At 40.0% G+C, this 20004-nt stretch carries 12 protein-coding genes; 2 read left to right on the top strand and 10 right to left on the bottom strand.

The genetic code is table 11. The features are described from left to right. Positions 1-342: 342 nt before the first annotated feature. Positions 343-825, bottom strand: a complete 483-nt coding sequence (locus P20480_RS14955; RefSeq protein WP_008127170.1) for a PIN domain-containing protein — start codon at positions 823-825, stop codon at positions 343-345. Beyond that, positions 806-1879: a helix-turn-helix domain-containing protein gene (locus tag P20480_RS14960; protein ID WP_008127169.1), complete on the bottom strand. Its 1074-nt coding sequence runs from the start codon at positions 1877-1879 to the stop codon at positions 806-808. Before P20480_RS14960 ends, P20480_RS14955 begins: the two co-directional genes overlap by 20 nt. 254 nt (positions 1880-2133) lie before the next feature. Between P20480_RS14960 and ylqF the strand changes: the two genes are divergently transcribed. After that, positions 2134-3087, top strand: coding sequence for a ribosome biogenesis GTPase YlqF (gene ylqF / locus P20480_RS14965; RefSeq protein ID WP_008127168.1), 954 nt, complete (start codon positions 2134-2136; stop codon positions 3085-3087). Between the two features lie 375 nt (positions 3088-3462). Here ylqF and P20480_RS14970 read toward each other — a convergent pair whose 3' ends face one another. Next, positions 3463-6441: a DUF3857 domain-containing transglutaminase family protein gene (locus tag P20480_RS14970; RefSeq protein ID WP_008127167.1), complete on the bottom strand. Its 2979-nt coding sequence runs from the start codon at positions 6439-6441 to the stop codon at positions 3463-3465. Positions 6442-6944: 503 nt separating this feature from the next. On the opposite strand from P20480_RS14970, the gene fusA reads away from it, so the two are divergent. After that, the gene (gene fusA, locus P20480_RS14975; RefSeq protein WP_006793851.1) at positions 6945-9029 is read left to right on the top strand and encodes an elongation factor G; all 2085 of its coding nucleotides are present in this window, start codon (positions 6945-6947) and stop codon (positions 9027-9029) included. A gap of 150 nt (positions 9030-9179) precedes the next feature. Here fusA and mdoH read toward each other — a convergent pair whose 3' ends face one another. From mdoH to P20480_RS15010, 7 genes are all read right to left on the bottom strand, one after another. Next, a complete protein-coding gene (gene mdoH, locus P20480_RS14980; protein ID WP_033024986.1) occupies positions 9180-11141 on the bottom strand; it encodes a glucans biosynthesis glucosyltransferase MdoH in 1962 nt (653 codons plus the stop codon). After that, the gene (locus tag P20480_RS14985; RefSeq protein ID WP_008127165.1) at positions 11113-12732 is read right to left on the bottom strand and encodes an OpgD/OpgG family glucan biosynthesis protein; all 1620 of its coding nucleotides are present in this window, start codon (positions 12730-12732) and stop codon (positions 11113-11115) included. The genes mdoH and P20480_RS14985 overlap by 29 nt, the downstream gene beginning before the upstream one ends. Positions 12733-12984: 252 nt before the next feature. Continuing rightward, positions 12985-15711, bottom strand: coding sequence for an ExeM/NucH family extracellular endonuclease (locus tag P20480_RS14990; protein WP_008127164.1), 2727 nt, complete (start codon positions 15709-15711; stop codon positions 12985-12987). 130 nt (positions 15712-15841) lie between these two features. Continuing rightward, positions 15842-16852 carry a porphobilinogen synthase gene (gene hemB / locus P20480_RS14995; RefSeq protein WP_008127161.1) on the bottom strand — a complete coding sequence of 337 codons (1011 nt, stop codon included), beginning with the start codon at positions 16850-16852 and terminating at the stop codon, positions 15842-15844. Positions 16853-16864: 12 nt separating this feature from the next. Beyond that, the gene (locus tag P20480_RS15000) at positions 16865-18718 is read right to left on the bottom strand and encodes a sensor domain-containing diguanylate cyclase (protein WP_008127158.1); all 1854 of its coding nucleotides are present in this window, start codon (positions 18716-18718) and stop codon (positions 16865-16867) included. Further along, positions 18718-19503, bottom strand: coding sequence for a TatD family hydrolase (locus P20480_RS15005; protein WP_008127156.1), 786 nt, complete (start codon positions 19501-19503; stop codon positions 18718-18720). The genes P20480_RS15000 and P20480_RS15005 overlap by 1 nt, the downstream gene beginning before the upstream one ends. Then, a complete protein-coding gene (locus P20480_RS15010) occupies positions 19503-20003 on the bottom strand; it encodes a hypothetical protein (protein WP_008127154.1) in 501 nt (166 codons plus the stop codon). The genes P20480_RS15005 and P20480_RS15010 overlap by 1 nt, the downstream gene beginning before the upstream one ends. Position 20004: the final 1 nt, after the last annotated feature.

Here is a 20004-nt window from a genome sequence, read left to right as displayed (position 1 = left end):
TAGTTATTGCACTAGCTTTGACTTAATCTGACAGTTAGCCGTTTTGTATTCGGTGACTGTCAGTCTAGTTTTGGGTAAATTCTTGTTTGTATAATTTTATGTTATTTCTCTTTAAAGTTAATAAGCCGATGCTTCAGCATCGGCTTTATACCGCAATTTTCAAAACTAATATCTAACTCCGCTTTAATTAGGTAGTAGCAACTATCATCAGACTTAAACTCATATTCATTAGCGTAAGTAGGCACGCCATTGTTAAAAATAATAGCCAAATGGGTGTTGGACTATCGTGATGAACTGTGAGAAACCCATTTCTTGTAGCACTGGCTCTATGCCGTACTTGCGTTATAAGGCGTTTAAATGCTCTATAGCCACCTTCCAAGGAAGTCTTCGGCCTGATAGCTTCATTTTCTCGTAGGCCTTTAATGCAGTTTCTTTCGTTACTATTTGTTGCCTAACAAGCTGCGTTATTAATGAAATAGTACCTTGTACAACAATACCTTCTTTTTCAGCTGCTTTTCTTAAAGCCATATCGCCAGTTACAAGAGGGCAGTTTTTTTGCTTAGCTAAACACAAAGCAAATATATCGTTACGACTAGCATTTAAATACAGCGGAATTAACTCCATTGCATGCATCATTGAATCAGGTGATAGCTCTTCTAAAGTTAAGCCCATAGCAGGTAAATGTGCGTGTTCTTCCTCAAGTTCTTCAACAAATAAAATGTCAGGTATGGCGAATTGATAAGGTAGCTGAAAAAGTTGGGTTAGTAGCTCACCTTCTTCCATATCTATTAATATATTGGCATCACTAATTAGTAGCTGCTGCATTAAGCACCTCTAACTTTCGTTCTTTGTGAAAGCTTGAAAGTGATACCCCTAATAGCTCAGCTGCTTTAGATATACCAATGTAGTCTTCACTTAGCGCACGATATACTAGCTGCTTGTAGAGGTAAGTAACTTCATGCGGATAAGGTGCGCCAGGTTCCTGAGTACGCCAGCCCTGCTTACCAAACCAAATAAACATATTCTTTTGGGTTTGGTGTGAAATTACGCCAGACTGTGAAGCGCGATACAAAGAGGCAAGCATGCTTATGCCGTACTCATGCTTAAGCATATATAGCTCTTGCGCTTCTAGTTGAGTTCGGCTTTTACCTAAGTGTTGTATCAAGCTAGTGCTTGGTAATAAAAAAGCCCCTGCGAAGTGATTACATGCCTTTTCTTCATCTAGCTCTTCAGACAGTCGGCTGTGCAATACTAAGTGGCCCAATTCATGAGCGAGTGTAAACCGTTGACGATCACCACTTTGTGCCGTAGAGATAACAACAACAGGTAGCCCATTAATATTACCCGCTAGACCATCAAACTTTTTACTGGTTTCTACATCAGTGCAAATTATCATTACACCTTTTGATTCCAGCGTATCAATCATGTCATGAATTGGATTTAAGCCTAACCCCCATTCATTGCGCATAGTGGTGGCTACACCTTCTAGCTGCTCATATGAATCAATCACATCGGGTAATGTACTTGGTAGTGAAAATGGCGTAATAGGTTTAATCGAGTCTGGATAAAAGTTTAAAAGTTCTTGCCAGCGCTCAGCCTGATCTAAAACATCACCATTTATACGATCTAAAATTTTCTGTGGTGTGCTTGCACGCTTACGATATTCCACACCTTCTAACTTTACTTTTATAGGACGGAAAAAGTATTCAGTGCGCACTTCAAGTGCGCTTGCAAGCTTTAATAAATTAGAAGAAGACGGCATAGCAGTACCATGCTCATATTTTTTTATAGCATTGGCGGATACACCAACTGCGGTAGCTAGTGCTTGCATTGATAGGCCTGAGGCTTTTCGGGCACGAGTGAATCGTTCAGCAAACATGTGTATGTACCTCGTGGTTTATAAAATTAATCTATTTGTCGCAAATATAAACCATTGGTGTATTTTTGTCCATAAACATAAATTGTACTTATGTAGTTGAGATATACTACTGGTTTTATTTTTACGAGAAGTTTAAAGGGATTATGTAGTAAACTAGGAGTCATTAGTTGAGGTGATAAATCGAAATTATTCACCCAGTACCCCACACAGTACCCCATGGTGTTATGGGTTGAAATAAAAGGTTTACATATCAAATGAGTAGAGCAGGAATACAGTGGTTCCCTGGGCACATGAATAAAGCCCGAAATGAAATTAAAGAAATAATGCCACAAATGGATGTGATCATTGAAGTGCTTGACGCACGCATTCCTTATAGTAGCGAAAATCCAATGGTGACAACGCTTCGTGAAGGCAAACCGGTCATCAAAATTTTAAATAAGGCTGATTTAGCCGATCCTAAAATGACTCAAGTATGGAGAGACTACTTTGAGCAAGAAAGTGGTGTTAAAGCCATTGCGTTTGGTCATGATAAAGCAGCTGAAGTGCACCGTATTAATGAGCTTTGTAAAAAGTTAGTGCCGCATAAAGTGGGTGCCGATAAGCAAATTAAAGCCATGATCATGGGTATTCCAAACGTGGGTAAATCTACATTAATTAATGTATTAGCTGGTCGTATAGTGGCAAAAACGGGTAATGAACCTGCGGTTACCAAGGCGCAGCAGCGCATTAAGCTTGAAGACGGCATTATGCTATACGATACGCCTGGCATGCTTTGGCCAAAAGTAGAGAACGAGAATTCAGGTTATCGTTTAGGTGCAACGGGTGCAATACGCGACACTGCACTTGAGTACGAAGAAGTTGCTAGTTACACCGCTGAATATCTATTGCATGCTTATCCTGAACTACTAAAAGCGCGCTATAAGTTAAACGAATTGCCAGAAAGCGATTGGGAATTTGTGGAAATGGCGGGTAAAAAGCGTGGTTGTATTCGTGGTGGTAATCAAATAGACACGTATAAAATGTCTGAAATACTCATTAACGAACTTCGAGATGGCATTATTGGTCGCATTACCATGGAAACACCAGCCATGCGTGAAGAAGAAGAAATAATGGTTGCCGGATTACGCGCCGCTGCAGAAGCTAAAAAAGCTGCTAAAGAAGAAGAGAAAAAACAGCGCCGTGCACGCGCACGAAAAAACCGCCGTTAAATTGTGAGCTTATGTGAGTATGTTGCTCACTAAATTTCAGACATAAAAAAAGCCCGTAAGGGCTTTTTTAGTTTCATATCTACCGTCACCGATATGAGCAATGTAGCAAGTAAAATAGTAGGACGGTTACTTATCATCAACATCAAGGGGCGTTGCGGTTAATAACAAGTAACCATAGCTGTTAACGTGCGCCACACGTTGTTTCAGGGTCGAGAAACAAGTTATTCATTCCGTTACAAAGCTGTATGTTCTGCCTTGTTGATAGTGATTATCAATTAGATCTAAGTATCTGTCAACACTCAAATGCAAATAATTATCATTATCTTGGAGCGCATTTTTTATTCTCTTTTAAATCGGTATGTTAGCGTTAAATAACTACTCTTTTTTATTTTCACTTAAGCGTAAATTTATTTTATCAACTAGCACTTCATCGAGCTTATTAAACCTGCTAACAATAAGTAAAAAATCACTTCCATCTGTTTTTATTACTTTAATAGTGGTGTTATCTAGTTCAGTTTTACCGTATGAGGTTTCTATTTTATCAATGTCATTAAAGTGACTAAGGTCTGACTCAAGCTTTCCAGCATCGTTTTTATAGTAGCTAAAAATATAATTATCAGTTATTCCGTTTCCATCGTCTCGATAGTCAAACATGGCATCACTATAAAAATAGAGAACGTCTTCATTTTCTGGTGTTAGGCGGTTACGTTTTAAAAAGTGAGTTTGATAAGCCCATAACTTTTCGCCTTTTATTATAGCGCTACCAGGTAAAATATTAGCTTCTTGAAGTACACCGAAGAGTAATATTGGCGAAAGCGCCAGAGACATAAAGCACTGTCTGACTCGCCAGTAAGAATTGTAATGCAAAGCTTTTTGGTTGGTGTTTGCGTGCTCTATGTAACTCACTAATGGAAGCCATAGAAAAGGCATAACCAGCAATGCGATAGTGGCGTATTCTTCCATGCGGTAAACCAATGTGGTTGCAAGTACTAATAAAAATAAAACAGCAGCCCCCCAGCTTGGGATTATTTTACTTTTACTTGATTGCAATTCACTGTGTTGCTTCAGTGCTTGATAAAGGGGGTAATACCATAAAATGGCGAAAATACCGCGAGCAATAGGCATTATATTGGCATTGCTGTGCTGATTTATAGCTTTAAAGTTACGGTAGCACCAATAGTTAATATAAATACCTAAGCTTAAAATGCTGTAAATAATAAACTTGCTGACCGATACAGCGTAAAATGGGGTATTTTCAAAAGTAGGTCGCTTTGCCGACTCGAGTCGCCAGTCTGCAATAAAGAAAATGAATAATAAAAGGTAACCGGCAAGTGCGTATTTAAGCCAGTTACCTCCAAGGTTATCGAGTATGTCGGCCGTTGTTTGAGGCGCCTCAGTTGTGTTTGCGTACTTTAAAATTGAGTAGTGCGTGGCTGAAATAAGTTTGTTTCGTTGCGCTAGGTAGTCGCTGATTTTATCAGCGGGAATATGGTCTTTCTTTGCGTAAAAGTGATAGCTTAGCGTTAAAACATCATCATTAAAGCTAACGGATGTTTTTAAGTAAAAGTAGTCGTTATTAATCTCGTCTTGGCTATTGTCAAACGCCCAATTTTTTTCAGTAAAATGAAGTTTTATGCTGGTGTCGATTATATTGGGGTATTCAAAATAAAGTGGGTCTGTGCGATTAGTTTGCTTTGGCTCGTAAACACTGTTTTGTATTTCAGAGGCGTAAAAATCAGCTTCATATCCGTCTCTGGTTTTTTCCCAAAATTGGCTAATAAGGTACGACTCGCTAGTGATAAACTGACCTGTTTGTTGGTCCTCACTTACCGCCATGGGTTTATCTATTTTGAGCTCGTCAAAAAAACCTTGGTAGTATTCAAGGTATGATTTTGCAACGCTGTCTAGCCCGTTGCGCGCTAAATTACTTCTGCGATTAATAGCCTGAAACTCGGCATAAGAATATTCGGTAGTAAATAGGACCGGTTCTTTTACTGTTTTAGGAATATAAAATTGATCGTTTACTGTTACCTTTTTATGCACAGGAGTTTGTGCCATAGGCGTTAATGTATTTTCGCCATTTTTTATAATAAGTGCATATCCGTAATCGGGCTGCGCTAAATAGGGAAGTGTACCTCGTTGATAACTAATGGTTGGATCCAACCAATAGCGTTTGCCTTTGTGCTCAATAGTTACAATTACGTGGTTAAAAACGCTTGCTGTGGCCGGTAGTTCTATTAAGCGCTTAGTTTCTTCTGTATCTACAAGAGCAGGGTATGCCTCTATTTTCATCGCTTTTAATAATGAAATTAGTAGAGTTGTTTTATCTTTACAGTCACCATAACGTAGAGATAGCGTTTCTGAGGCAGGTGTTGGCTGATGAGAATTGGTGCCCATTTCTAAACCTAAATAGCGTATTTCGTCTTGGCTAAAGCGTAATGCTGCGGCAATCCTATCGGATGTATTGGTATGCTGTGCCTGTATAGATTGCGCTATGGCGTTAATACTACTGGGTGTTTCGATTGCTGACTCATAAAGTGGTAATGCCCAATTAACAACTTCGTCCCAACTATTATATTCAGAGAGATAAACTTGCATGTATGGGTTGTACCAGGTGGGTGTTTCAGAGTCTTGCGTGAGTAAAGGGGCTTCGAACTCTGATATAGAGTAGTCCGTACCGTATTGGTTTTCAGTCTGTTTTGTTTCGGCAGTGCCATTTATGGTTTTTATATTAAGAGGTGTTTTTTTACCCCATAAAACACGCATATACTGTTGCACTACGGGCACTGACCACCTTAGTGTGCGCCGAGTACTAAATTTATTGGCATAGATAGGATTACTGCCGGTAACACTGTAGCTATAATCGAGCATATCTCCGCTTCGCATATCGTCAACAATGATATTTAAAGAAAGCCTTCCGTTATAAATTTTATCAGCTAAATCAGGCTCGCTCTGGATAACAGATAACCTTGCAGTTGAAAGCTTATCTATGTGCTTACCATCTCTAATTATGGAGAGTGTGTGCAATGTTAGGGTCTGATAGCTTGGGTCAAAATTGAGGCTTAACTGGCTTATATAGTCAACGCCACTTTGATTAAGTGCTTGCATTACTAGGCGTGTGTATCGTTGTTGTTTTTGACGTTCAGGAACATAAGTCTGGTTGTCGAGTAATAGGTAAAGTGTGCCATCGCGCACTTTTGCCATATCACTTTTTTGGGGCTGTTTTACGTCATGTAGGGTGACCCAATTACCAGGTGCATCTATTTTATATTGCGTAGCATAAGCTGGTGCATTACATAGAAATAAAACACATGTTAGTAGCCAATAAAGAGGGTAAAGAAATGTCCGTTTCATTTTTAATTCTTATTATTTGTTATTAATGCATACCACTTATAGGTTTATATAGTGGCCTATTTTTAATCGATATTATCATACAGATTGAATCGTGAAGAGCTTTAGTAATGCGTTATTTTTAAATACTCGCCTGCTTTAACTGTAATTAAATAAACCTTTCTTCAATGTGTTTATGGGAGAATTTATGACTATTTATTTATACCTTAAAGGGCGCAGCTGCAGTAAAAATTATTAAACATAACAATATGCTCGATATCAATAAGGCCTTTTAAGTTACCGATACAAAATTAAAAAGCATTATTTAAAATGCAGTGTTTATGAAATAAAGCCTAACGTTTTTATTGGTTTATATAATAAACAGCGTGTTGTACCGTTAATATATTCTCTTTGTAAAAAAAATATAGTGAATTGATTGCATTTTAAGCGACTTCTATGGTGATGTTCGCTTTAAGTAATGCTATACTCCCGCCGAATAATTTATCGACTTTATTAAGAGTAAAATAATGGCAGATTTATCGAAGTACAGAAACATTGGTATTTTCGCGCACGTTGATGCGGGTAAAACCACTACTACTGAGCGTATCCTGAAGCTTACAGGTACTATCCACAAAACAGGTGAGGTTCATGATGGTGAATCTACTACCGATTTCATGGATCAAGAAGCTGAGCGCGGTATTACTATCCAGTCTGCGGCAGTAAGCTGTTTCTGGAAAGATCACCGTTTCAACGTTATCGATACTCCTGGACACGTTGACTTCACAGTTGAAGTTTACCGTTCACTTAAAGTATTAGATGGCGGTGTTGGTGTATTCTGTGGTTCTGGTGGTGTTGAGCCACAATCAGAAACTAACTGGCGTTACGCGAACGAATCAGAAGTTGCACGTATTATTTTCGTAAACAAATTAGACCGTATGGGTGCTGATTTTTACCGTGTAACTGAGCAAGTACGTAAAGTACTTGGTGCTGTACCATTAATCATGACTTTACCAATCGGTATTGAAGATGATTTTGTTGGTGTTGTAGACGTTCTTACTAAAAAAGCATACGTTTGGGATGACACTGGTCTTCCTGAAAACTACGAAATCACAGATGTTCCTGCAGACATGGTAGAAAAAACTGAAGAATACCATGAAATGCTTATCGAAACTGCTGTAGAGCAAGACGATGATCTAATGGAAGCGTACATGGAAGGTGAAGTACCTTCTGTTGAAGATATTAAGCGTTGTATCCGTAAAGGTACTCGTGACCTTGCGTTCTTCCCAACGTTCTGTGGCTCTGCATTTAAAAACAAAGGTGTTCAACTAGTACTTGATGCTGTTGTTGATTACTTACCGGCTCCTACAGAAGTTGATCCTCAACCTCTTATGGATGAAGAAGGTAATGAAAACGGCGAGTTTGCAATTGTTTCTGCAGACGAACCTTTCAAAGCGCTTGCATTCAAAATCATGGATGACCGCTTTGGTGCATTAACATTCGTACGTATCTACTCTGGTAAGCTTAACAAGGGTGACACTATCCTTAATGCGTTTACTGGTAAAACAGAACGTGTTGGCCGCATGGTAGAAATGCAAGCTGACGAGCGTAAAGAGCTTACTTCAGCGCAAGCGGGCGATATCATCGCTATCGTTGGTATGAAGAACGTGCAAACTGGTCACACTCTTTGTGATCCTAAGCACCCAGTAACACTTGAACCAATGGTATTCCCAACTCCAGTAATCTCGATTGCTGTACAGCCTAAAGATAAAGGCGGTAATGAGAAAATGGGTGTTGCTATCGGTAAAATGGTTGCAGAAGATCCATCTTTCCAAGTTGAGACTGATGAAGATTCAGGCGAAACTATCCTTAAAGGTATGGGTGAGCTTCACTTAGATATCAAAGTAGATATCCTTAAGCGTACTTACGGTGTAGACCTTGTTGTTGGTCAACCACAGGTTGCTTACCGTGAAACTATCACTCGTGAAATCGAAGATAGCTACACGCATAAGAAACAATCTGGTGGTTCTGGTCAGTTCGGTAAAATTGATTACCGCATCAAGCCAGGCGAAGTGGGTTCAGGCTTCACGTTCACATCATCAGTTGTTGGTGGTAACGTACCTAAAGAATTCTGGCCTGCAGTTGAGAAAGGCTTTAAATCAATGATGCAAGAGGGTGTGCTAGCTGGCTTCCCTGTACTTGACGTTGAAGTAGAACTTTTCGACGGTGGCTTCCACGCCGTGGATTCATCTGCAATTGCATTCGAAATCGCTGCTAAAGGCGCTTTCCGTCAATCGATCCCTAAAGCGGGCGCACAACTTCTTGAGCCAATCATGAAAGTTGACGTGTTCACGCCAGAAGATCACGTTGGTGATGTAATCGGTGACCTTAACCGTCGTCGTGGTATGCTAAGCGACCAAGAAGCTGGTTTAACTGGCGTTCGCATTAAAGCTGACGTACCGTTATCAGAAATGTTTGGTTACATCGGTTCACTACGTACTATGACATCAGGTCGTGGTCAGTTCTCTATGGAGTTCTCACACTACGCACCATGTCCAGCTAACGTATCTGAAACGGTAATCGCTGCAGAAAAAGAGAAAAAAGCGGCTAAGTAATTAGCCTTTTAAACTCTAAAAAAAACCCGCACATGTTGCGGGTTTTTTATTGGCTAAAAATTTTTCTAGCTTCTGTGTAATTTATAGTTAGCATATATTTTAAGCATAAAAAAAGGAGCGCTAAGCGCTCCTTTTTAGTGTGATGCACGGTTAATTAAACTTTCTAATTAACTTTGCTTTGAGGTTTTTGATTTTTAGCTTACGAACACGATGAAAACGTTGTACTGGCATTGTTGTTAATTGCTCTGCTGGTAGTGCTGGCAAAGCTTCAGGGTATTGTCCTTTGCTTGGTACTGATACTGTTTGTAAATGTACTTTAAGTGCAGCGAGTGTTTTGCTGTTATCGACTTCACTAGGGCATATAAATATACCTAGTTTTCTGAGCGCTACACCAAACTTAATACTACTCGAGTAACGAACAATGGGAGCTGCAAGTATCAGCCCTAATAAAATAGGTGATAACCACCAGAAAAATACAGGGGTAAAGTAATAAGCAACCCCGCCCCAAACAACTGCAACTACGGTTGAAAATAGTGTATAGCCAAAGGCTTCTTTCCACGACACCATGCGGCCTTCTCGCGGTTGAGCATCCCACGTTACTTTTTTACCTAAAAATACACATACTACAAAGTAAGCATGAAAAACCATCATCAGCGGTGCCACAATAACGGCAAACAAAGTTTCAATAATTGAACCAGCTATGAGTTTAATTGACCCACCAAAACGCTTATTTCTGTGGACTAGGGTAACAATGACCCCCATTAACTTAGGCATTAATAAAATAATAATGGTTAAATAAAGTAATGAGTCAATTAAATCTGTTTTAGCTATTTGCCATGTAGGAAATAACTGATAAGCACGATTAAAATAGACATCACTGTTTAATGCGCGGGTAACGGCATCAATAGTACTTAATGCGAGCATTGATAGCCAAATAAGCGACGATATATATGCTGTTGCACCCAGTAAAAAATGAAACTTACTCATAAGCTTTAATTTATTTGATGACAATAAACCAAGGTGTTGAATATTGCCTTGTACCCAGCGCCTATCACGAATTGCGTAGTCTAATATATTGCTTGGAACTTCTTCATAGCTACCTTCAATTTCAGATAACAACAATACATCCCAATCTGCTGAGTGAAGTAAAGAAGCTTCAACAAAGTCGTGGCTGAGAATTTCACCACCAAAGGGGGCATTCCCTTTTAACGTAGGTAAGCCACAACATTTAATGAAGGCATCGACCCTTATAATTGCGTTATGTCCCCAGTAGTTAGCTTGATCGGTTTGCCAAAAAGCAGAGCCAGTAGCTAGCATGGGGCTGTAGAGTACCGATGCGAATTGTAAAAAGCGACCAAAAAAAGTATCTTGGCGAACCGGAATAGGGATTGTCTGAATAAGACCTGCTTGTGGGTTATTTAGCATGCTAGTTGTTAGCTCAAGCATACACTTGCCAGTCATTATACTGTCTGCATCGAGTACAATCATATGATCGTATTTACTACCCCAGCGTTCACAAAAATCCGTTAGGTTGCCTACTTTGCGGTGTTTATTGTCTTCACGGCGGCGATAAAAAATATGTTTGGCAGTATCTCCTAAGCGCTCGCACATTGCGTGCCATGCATTGAGTTCATTCTCGGCTATCTGCGGGTCTTGTGTATCGCTTAGTAAGTAAAAATCAAAGTGTTCGAGCTGTCCTGTCTCTTTAAGCGACGCTAGACTTACTTCAAAACCAGCAATTACACGGTGGGTGTCTTCGTTGTAAATAGGCATTACAACCGCTGTTTTTTGCTTAGCAATAGCTTGGGCGTGGATCGCGATTGGTTTTATGCGCTTTAAGGTAAGTGGATCGATACGAAATAGCTGTAATACAAACCCTATTGTGCCACTACAAAATGCCGTCACTATCCATGCAAATGTAATAGAAAATAAGACAAGCAGTGCATACTCAAGCAACGTCATGCCGTTTGAGTTAAGTATGTCGAACATGATTGATATGCCATAGCCTGATATGAATATAGCGGCAATTGCAAAAAGCCATACACGAGCTGTTTTAAATGGCATTGTCGTTCCCTTTTTTTGCTTACTTGATGTCATTTGGATACCAAACATAGCTCCATACCTCACTAATGTCTTTGTCACGTAGTTTTAACGATAAGCGCATATCGACGGGGTTGTCGTCTTGTGGTGCAATTTTAAAAGCAACACGCCAGCCGTACCCTTCAGGCAGCTTTTGAACGGATACATCACTTACTTCACCCGTAGTAAGCTGAATATCTGCATTTAACTTAAGTTGTTCAGAGAGAGCATTTAGAGCAGGGCCTGAAAAATCAACAGTGAATTGACGATGACTTTGTGGTGGCGGGTTATCTTCACCGGGCAATGCCGCGCTGCCGATACGAGTACGAACTACATGTGCTTTTTCATGTTTGTTTAAACTGCTATTAAACGTACTCATTTTGTAGCTAAGTTTTAATGAATCACCTGCTTTGAAGGGGGTTTCTGGTACCCAGTAGCTAACAATGTTGTCGTTTGTTTCGGTATCTGTTGGAATTTCTACTAGCTCAACACGGCCATTGCCCCATTCACCCTGAGGTTCAATCCACAGGCTTGGGCGATCATGGTAATGTGCTTCTATATCAAAATAGTTATTAAAGTCACGGTCGCGCTGCGCAAGCCCAAAACCTTTCGGGTTTTCGTACGCAAATGACGTAACGCTTAGTTGCGATGGATTATTCAGTGGGCGCCATACCCACTTGTCATCCTGTGATTGAGTTAACAAACCATCAGAGTCATGCACCTCGGGACGATAATCATCAAAAAATTTTGTGCTATTTTCACCATGATAAAACATGCTTGTTAGTGGTGCGATGCCTAACTTTTTCACGTCTTTACGGGCAAATATTTGCATGTCTATTTTAACGGTTGTGTTGGTAGTAGGGTCAATATTAAATTTATAAGCGCCAGATACTGATGGGCTATCAAGTAATGCAAACAGTACAATGTTAGTTTGTTCTGCTGTCGGTTTTACTAGCCAAAACTCTTTAAACATAGGGAACTCTTCGCCAGATGCAAGCGCTGTATCAATTGCTAATCCGCGAGCTGAAAGGCCATAAACTTGATTTGGACCTACAACACGAAAATAAGAAGCACCTTGAAACACCATAATCTCATCTTTATAAGTATTAGTATTTAAAGGGTAGTGAAGCCTAAAACCTGCATGGCCAAGCTGTGTATTGGTTGTGCTTTTAGTTAACTCATCTTTTAGCGGTGCAGCCGTTCCATCGTAATTATAAAAGTCAGTATTAAAGGGAAGTCTGCTGTGTTTTGAGTCGCTATCAACAGTATTTATTGTCACCGGTGTTTTGTATAAAAAACCAGGATGAAATAGCTGTAATTCATACAAACCATCATCTTTCCAAACAGCTTGATCTTGCTTAAAACGAATGGAGCGGTAATCCTGATAATTAATGTTATTTAGTGCATCAAGTTCAATATTGTTTGGCGCCTTATAGTCTTCACTGGCTAATTTTTTTGCACGTGCGCTGATAACATCAAATAAACTACTTTGTGAAATAGAGGCTTTGGTGGTACTTGCTAATGCTTGGTTACTAACTGCAAATGTTGAAAGTGCAATAAATAAACCCAAAATCGATTTAGTATGAGACTGCCATCGTGTTGTTAATTTGATAAGTTGCTTCATTTTTTCTTCCTTTATGAAAACGGCTAGGTCACATTTAAAAGTGATTTTTTTACTTAATGGGTAAGCCTAAATTAATCTATGAATTTGATGTTAAGTACTGAAGTTACGAGGTTTGTAAAGTTACATTTAATAAAAATGAACTACCTAACGCAAAAGATATTAAGGGGGGATAGCTGAAGCTTGTCTGAATTATTTTTACAGAGGAATAAAAAAAGCCGCGAATGCGGTCTTTTTATTTTTACTTTAAGCTAATTATTTCTTTTTAAAGCGACGCACTATAGAAAGTGGTGCTAAAAGAAGAGATAACCAAAGCAATGAGCCAGCATCGTTATCATCATCTGAACGCAAGTTATTTACCTTCACAGCAACTTTTTCAGCTTTTGATACATTACCAACGCTATCTTCAACTTGTACAGTAAACGTAATGCGGTTTTCAAATTCATAATCAATTTCACCAGCAACAATTAGCTGACCTTGATCATTAATTGACACACTATCGTTTTCAGACACGATAAATTTAACAACAGGTGAATCTTCAGGGTTAGGATCTGAGTAATCAAGCATGCCAATAACAGTACCTACAGCGCTGTTTTCATCAATAGAGAATACTTGATCTGGGGCAACCACAGGAGTCTGTTCTTCTGGTGTAAGCACAACTTCAGATTTGATATCAACAATCACAGGGTCATGATCAGACGCGCGGTATGCACTTTCTGAGTAAAGAGTAGACTGATGCCCTTCGCTCTTAAACTCTACATTGTAATCAAGTACGATAGGCTCATCGGCATTAATGTGCCAATCTTTAGCAGCCACTACTTTACTAAGTAAAGACTCAGTCGCCACTGCATGGTCAAGGCTACCAGCGCGGCCTGAGAAGCTGTAAGAGTAAGCTAATGTATTACCATCAAGCTCAGCAACAACATTTTTGTAGCCTTTTTCGTCAAATTTGCGAATTGGATCTTCCATCGCGTAGGCGTTCATATCACCCACTAAGATAATATCTTCGTCGTCTACACCTGTTGGTTTGCTGTCTAACCAATCAGCAAATGCGCTTGCACCTTCTGTACGGATTTCATTCCAACATGCTTGACCATCGTTTTGATCTTCATTAGCGCCACTTGCACTACCACAACCGCCTTTTGATTTTAAGTGCGCTACAGCAACAGTAAATACTTCTTGCGACTCTAACGATTTAAAGCTTTGTGCGATAGGTGTACGGTTGCTGAAATCAAATGGTGCTGCGGTAGTAATAGCAGCAGACCCTACTTCTTCAACTTTGTTTGCGCGGTAAATAAGTGCTGTTGTAATTGCGTCAGTACCTACTTGGTTAACATTAAAGTCTACAAAAGCATATTCGTTAGCACTGTCAGCATCATTTAGTGCGTTTACTAAACTTGCAATTGCACTAAACTCACCAAAGCCATCGTTTTCAATTTCCATTAAACCAACAACGTCAGCTTGCATTGCGCTAATTGCACTTACTAACTTAGCTTCTTGGCGAACCAACTCTTCAAGTGAGTCAGCACCGCGGCTGGTTGGGAAACCAGCGCCTTGGCCGTCACCGTTGAAGTAGTTTAGAGCGTTAAAGCTTGCAACACGTAAGTCTGCTTCAGGATTTAGTTCCGGTGCGTCTTCACGTGGATTAGTTGCAATAAACTGCGGTGCAACTGTTGGGTGAATACGGTATGTGCTAAAGCTATACGCTAATGCGCCTGTTACGCTGTTCACACTATCGCCTGTACGTAATGTGTTTTCTGCTGATAAACCTGGGGTCGGGTAAGCAGTAGGATCTGAGTTTTGAACAGTTGAACCGTCATCAACTAAGATTTTTTTAGTTAAGTTTTCTACTTCAACTGCGTTAGCTGCATCGCCAGGCATAGCAACTTGTGTGCCTTGGTATAAACGTTCTGTTGCAAGCTCAACTTCACCGTAACGGCCTAAACCAAAGTTATTTGTTACAACTAACTCTTGGTCTAAAGTAACCAGCATTCCTTCAAAGGCTTCTAAATCATCTTGGCTTGCTAAAGGTAAAGAAATTTTAGTGGCACTTACTGATTGACCCGTTGCACATACCGCAACTTGAACAACATCAGATATTTGCGTTGAATCGAAGTATTCATCAACTGTACCTTGAACACGTACGTGATCGCCAACGTTTACATCTGTATCTGCAAAGTAAACAAATACACCTTCAGAAGTTAGTGGGTTTGTATCTTCATCAGCGGCAAGAGAGGTTACAAAGAAACCTTTAAGTTCATCATCGCCTTGGAAGTCGGCAGTAACAATACCTTCTAGTTCTACTAGTGTGTCAACGAGTGGGCTTTCGTTTCCTTCGCCTTGAATAGCACTAATTAGCGTTTTGTCTGCAGCACATACAATTGGGTCAATTGGATCTGGTTCAGGTTCTGTTCCGCCACCATTACCCGCGTGAGAACCGAGACCGTCAAAGGTATCAATATCAAACTGTTCCCACTCTTCACTTGGTAAAAACTCAGCAGTTGAATCGGTGCGACCTGACGTTATGCTTAGCTTACGGCGTAACGTTTTGTTTTGTGTTTGTGCCGTAGCATCGGACCAAAATGACCCAGGATCAACCCCCACTTGGCCAAAGCTATCAACAATCACGCCGTCTTTAGTTAAAACAAGGGCATCATCACCGTTGTAGTAAGTCACAGTGCTAGTTGTATCTGCAATGTCCAGTATGTCGGCTGTTGCACCCGGATTTGAAATTATGTAGGTAGTATTAGCGGCTAATGTACCTGTTAAATCAATCGAGTTACCAACTGAACTGCTACCATTTGAATAAAGTCCTAAAACATAGCCTTCAAGAGAAATCTCGGTATCAGCATTATTATAAAGTTCAATGGCTTTATTATTACTGCTACCTTCAATATATTCAGAAATGATTAGATCAGCGGACGCTGGTGCACTTATGCTTGCAATAACAAGCGCCAGTGGCGTTATTTTTGTTTTTAACATTTTTTATTATTCCCGTGTATTTAAATCCCAAAATGGGACACCAGTTTAGAGAATCTAAATGACAAAAATAATACAATTATGTTAATGAATGTAAACGAAAAGGCGGTTTTACCGCCTTTTTATCAATTACTTACTTTTTAGTGAGGTATTGCGCGGCTTGCTTAGCGAAATAGGTTAATATGCCATCAGCCCCTGCGCGCTTAAAAGCGAGTAAAGACTCCATAATTGTGGATTCTTCGCTCAGCCAACCGTTATCAATCGCTGCTTTGTGCATTGCGTATTCTCCGCTAACCTGATATGCGAAAGTAGGTACACCAAATTCGTCTTTAACGCGGCGTACAATATCAAGGTAGGGCATACCGGGTTTAACCATCACCATGTCGGCACCTTCTTGTAAATCAAGCGCGACTTCTCTAATTGCTTCATCTGAGTTGGCAGGATCCATTTGATAGGTTTTCTTATCGGCCCCTTTTAAGTTACCTGCAGAGCCTACAGCATCTCTAAAAGGCCCGTAGTAGCTAGACGCATATTTAGCTGAGTAAGCCATAATACGTGTATGAATATGGCCATCTGCTTCCAGTGCTTCGCGAATAGCGCCAATACGACCATCCATCATGTCAGATGGCGCAACTACATCTGCGCCTGCCTCGGCGTGCGAAAGCGCCTGCTTAACAAGAATTTCAGTGGTTATATCATTAATTACATAACCTTTATCATCAATAATGCCGTCTTGACCGTGAGTAGTAAATGGGTCAAGGGCTACATCGGTAATAACCCCAAGCTCAGGAAAAGCTTCTTTTAAAGCGCGCACAGTACGTTGTGCTAAGCCATCTTCATTGAAGGCTTCTTCAGCCATCAGTGATTTTTTGTCACCAGGAGTTACCGGAAAAATAGCCACGGCAGGTACACCTATATCTACAAGCTCTTTTGCTTCTTCAAGCAAAAAATCAATCGATAAACGTTCAATTCCAGGCATTGATTCGATGACTTCTCGGCGATTCTTACCTTCTAGTACAAAAACAGGGTAAATAAGGTCATTTACACTAAGTTGGTTTTCGGCCATTAGACGACGAGAAAAGTCATCGCGGCGCATTCTGCGCATACGAGTATATGGGAAAAGGTCTAGTCCAGATTGGGCCATATTACTATGCTCCTATTGTATAGTTTCAAAATTAACAACTTGGTTACGACCTTGTTGCTTAGCGCTATAAAGTGCTTTATCTGCGCATTCAGTGAATAACTCAGGGGTATTTATATCATCAGCGATAAATGTATATACACCGGCACTAATCGTAAATTTAATCTCAGCACCTGCAACAATGACTGGGTTTTGGTATATATCTAGTCGTATTTGCTCTGCTATATCAAAGGCGCCTTGGTTTGCAGTGTTAGGGAGTAAAATTACAAACTCCTCACCGCCATAGCGAGCGACCTCATCCAGCGGTCGTTTCAAAAAGCGTTTAATAATATCAGCAGTTGCTTTTATCACGTTATCACCGCTTAAGTGTCCGTAGGTATCGTTAATTGTTTTAAAGTGATCGATATCAATCATAATAATACTTAGCGGTGTTTGCTCTCTTCGAGAACGACGAAGTTCCATTACCAGCTTCTTATCAAAAAAGCGGCGATTTTTAGCGCCTGTTAGTGCATCTTCTGTATTGAGCTGTTCAAGCTCTCTGTTTTTTTCTTCAAGTTCTCTAAGTGTTACTTGTAGTTCAAACGTTCGCTCGTCCACTTGTGATTCAAGCTCGTACTGAGCTTCTTCTTGAAGTGCGAGTCGCTCTTTTAACAGTGTATCTTGAGCCGTACTTTCTGCAATCACAGTTTGTTGTTCGATTATCTGCTCATCTCGTTCAGTTATAAATTGCTTCATAACTGCATAACATAAGCAAAATGTACAACTAAAAAAGAACACCGATACAATGACCAACCCCATAGGTTCAAAGGTGTACCATCCCATCACGGTTATAATAAAATAAACCGTTACTGCATTAAAAAAGCCTAAAGCTAGTAATAATGCATTTATAGATTTTGAAGGGTGGGAGCGAGAAGATAAGTAGGTTGTTAAAAAGTATAGGCTTAAAACAAGAGGGGTCGCTATTAGGCAATATGCAGTGACCAACCAGTTAGGAAGTAGCCAAATAAATAATAGAGAGGCAGCCAGCAATTTTGTTATTAATTTTTGCACACGTATAATTTTTTGAGCGTGAGGCTTGCACATTTGTTGTTGAAGAGGGAAAAACAACAGCGCAATTAAAATAAGTAATATTGGCATTATTACTTGTTGGATTGTGGGAATATTTGGGTGCAAGTAACGAAATCCAAAGCCGCCAAGGTACGCTAAAAAAAGCCCTAGCGTGAAAGTGATCGCTCCCGCTAGTGCAAAATAGCGCTTTCGAGTAAATCCATACAAAAGTATACAGCTTAATGCCAATGCTGCTAAAAAGCCGACCATTAATCCATAAACTAAGTTAAAACCCTCTTTTTGAGTTAAATAAACATCTTGTTGCCATAAACTGATAGGGATACGTAAACCTGATGGGTTACTAACTTTGAGAATAACCCGAGTGGAGGAGCTTGCTGGAAGCGTTAATTTAGTTAACAAAAACTCACTCTTTATAGTACGTTCGTCAAGTGAGAATGAATCACCTAGCCGCATTTCTGACAGTATTTGTGCATTTCTCAAGTGAAACAGCTGAACTTCATTTAAAAATGGATTGTCTATTAAAATTAATGGACTAAAGCGACTATTTAACGTGTTATTTATTTCAAACGTAACCCAAACAGGGCGGCTTTCTAGGCCAAAATTTAACAATTTGGTGTTAACCGAATGCCATTTATTAGGCTCAAGTTGTAAAGCTGTTTCTATCGATGAAGGCTCAAAAGAATAAGTAAGATTTGTAACGATATGGGATGAAAAATCTGAATTTATTACTACGGTAGACGCAAAGCTTTTAAAAGTGAAAAGCACTATAAGTAGGCAAATAGCAGCCTTTAAACTGTTCATTAACGGGCTTCTAAACCAAAAACAGCATAAAAGTTATCTGTTGTTTGCTTAGCCACACTCTTGGCATCTATTTGATATAGCTCAGCAAGTGTTTGGCAGACATGCGTTAATAGTGCTGGCTCATTTCTTCGCGACTTAGGCTTTGGTTTAACTGTGCGTGGAATTAAAAAAGGCGCATCAGTTTCTATAAGTAAGCGGTTTAAGGGAATGCTTGGGGCTAAAGCTTGCAATGCTTGTCCGCGTCTTTCATCACAAACCCACCCTGTGATACCAATGTATAGGCCTAATGCTAAATAACTTTTGAGTGCGTTTTCGTCTCCTGTAAAGCAGTGAAGCACACCGCGAACATTGAACTCCGTAAGAATATTGATCATGTCATCACTCGCATCACGCTCATGCAAATAAACCGGTAAATTTAACTTTTCGGCTAGTGCAAGTTGGCGTCTCAATACGCTACGTTGAACATTTCGAGGCGAAAAATCACGGTTATAATCAAGCCCGCATTCACCAATAGCAACAACCTGAGGTTGAGTGGCAAGCAATGTTAATTGGTCTTCTAATGAATCAGTTGCTGTTTTGGCATCATGTGGATGAATACCGGCGGTTGAAAACAAGTGATAGCTTTTAGCAAGTGCTAAAGATTGCTCACTTGATGAGATGTCGCAACCAATAAGCAGCATTTTTTCAACACCCGCGCTTTGAGCGCGGGAGATGACATCTGAATGCTCATCATCAAACTGGTGGTTTGTTAAGTTAACGCCAGCATCAACCAGTGTGTAAGGCATTACTTAGTTCGTTTAACGCGAATAGAACGGTTTTGACCATCTTTACGTAATAAAAATGAGTTAAATACACCGCGGGTAATGGTTACAGTATCAGACTCCTTCAAACGCATGCTATCAGAACCAATTTGGCGCCATTTTTGGTTGTTATCTAAAGTGATGATCAGCTCGCCATAGGGGGCTTTGTCAACAGATGTGACCGCTGCTTTTATTTCACTGTCTTTTTCTGTGTGATTTTCTTTGTGCTCTAGACCGAAGTCTTCTTTTGGCGCTTCAACTGCAACAACAGGGACATTGGTGGCTGTTGTTGGCGCTGTCACTTTTTGGGTTACTGTAGATTGTGTAAGTGGTTTACCCGCCATTGTATTGTCGTAACACAACAGACGGTTAAAGTCATTTTCGATAAAGCTACACGCTTTTAGCGTTTGAGTATTAATGTCTGACTGCGCAGAAAATGCAGGTGCGCTCAATATAACCAGTAGTGAGAGTATTTGTTTTTTCATT

Origin of the sequence: Pseudoalteromonas sp. BSi20480, from assembly GCF_000241365.1 — a bacterium.
Taxonomy (GTDB): Bacteria; Pseudomonadota; Gammaproteobacteria; order Enterobacterales; family Alteromonadaceae; genus Pseudoalteromonas; species Pseudoalteromonas marina.
Note: the sequence above shows the minus strand (reverse complement) of the source record. Positions and strands in the feature narration are given on the sequence as shown.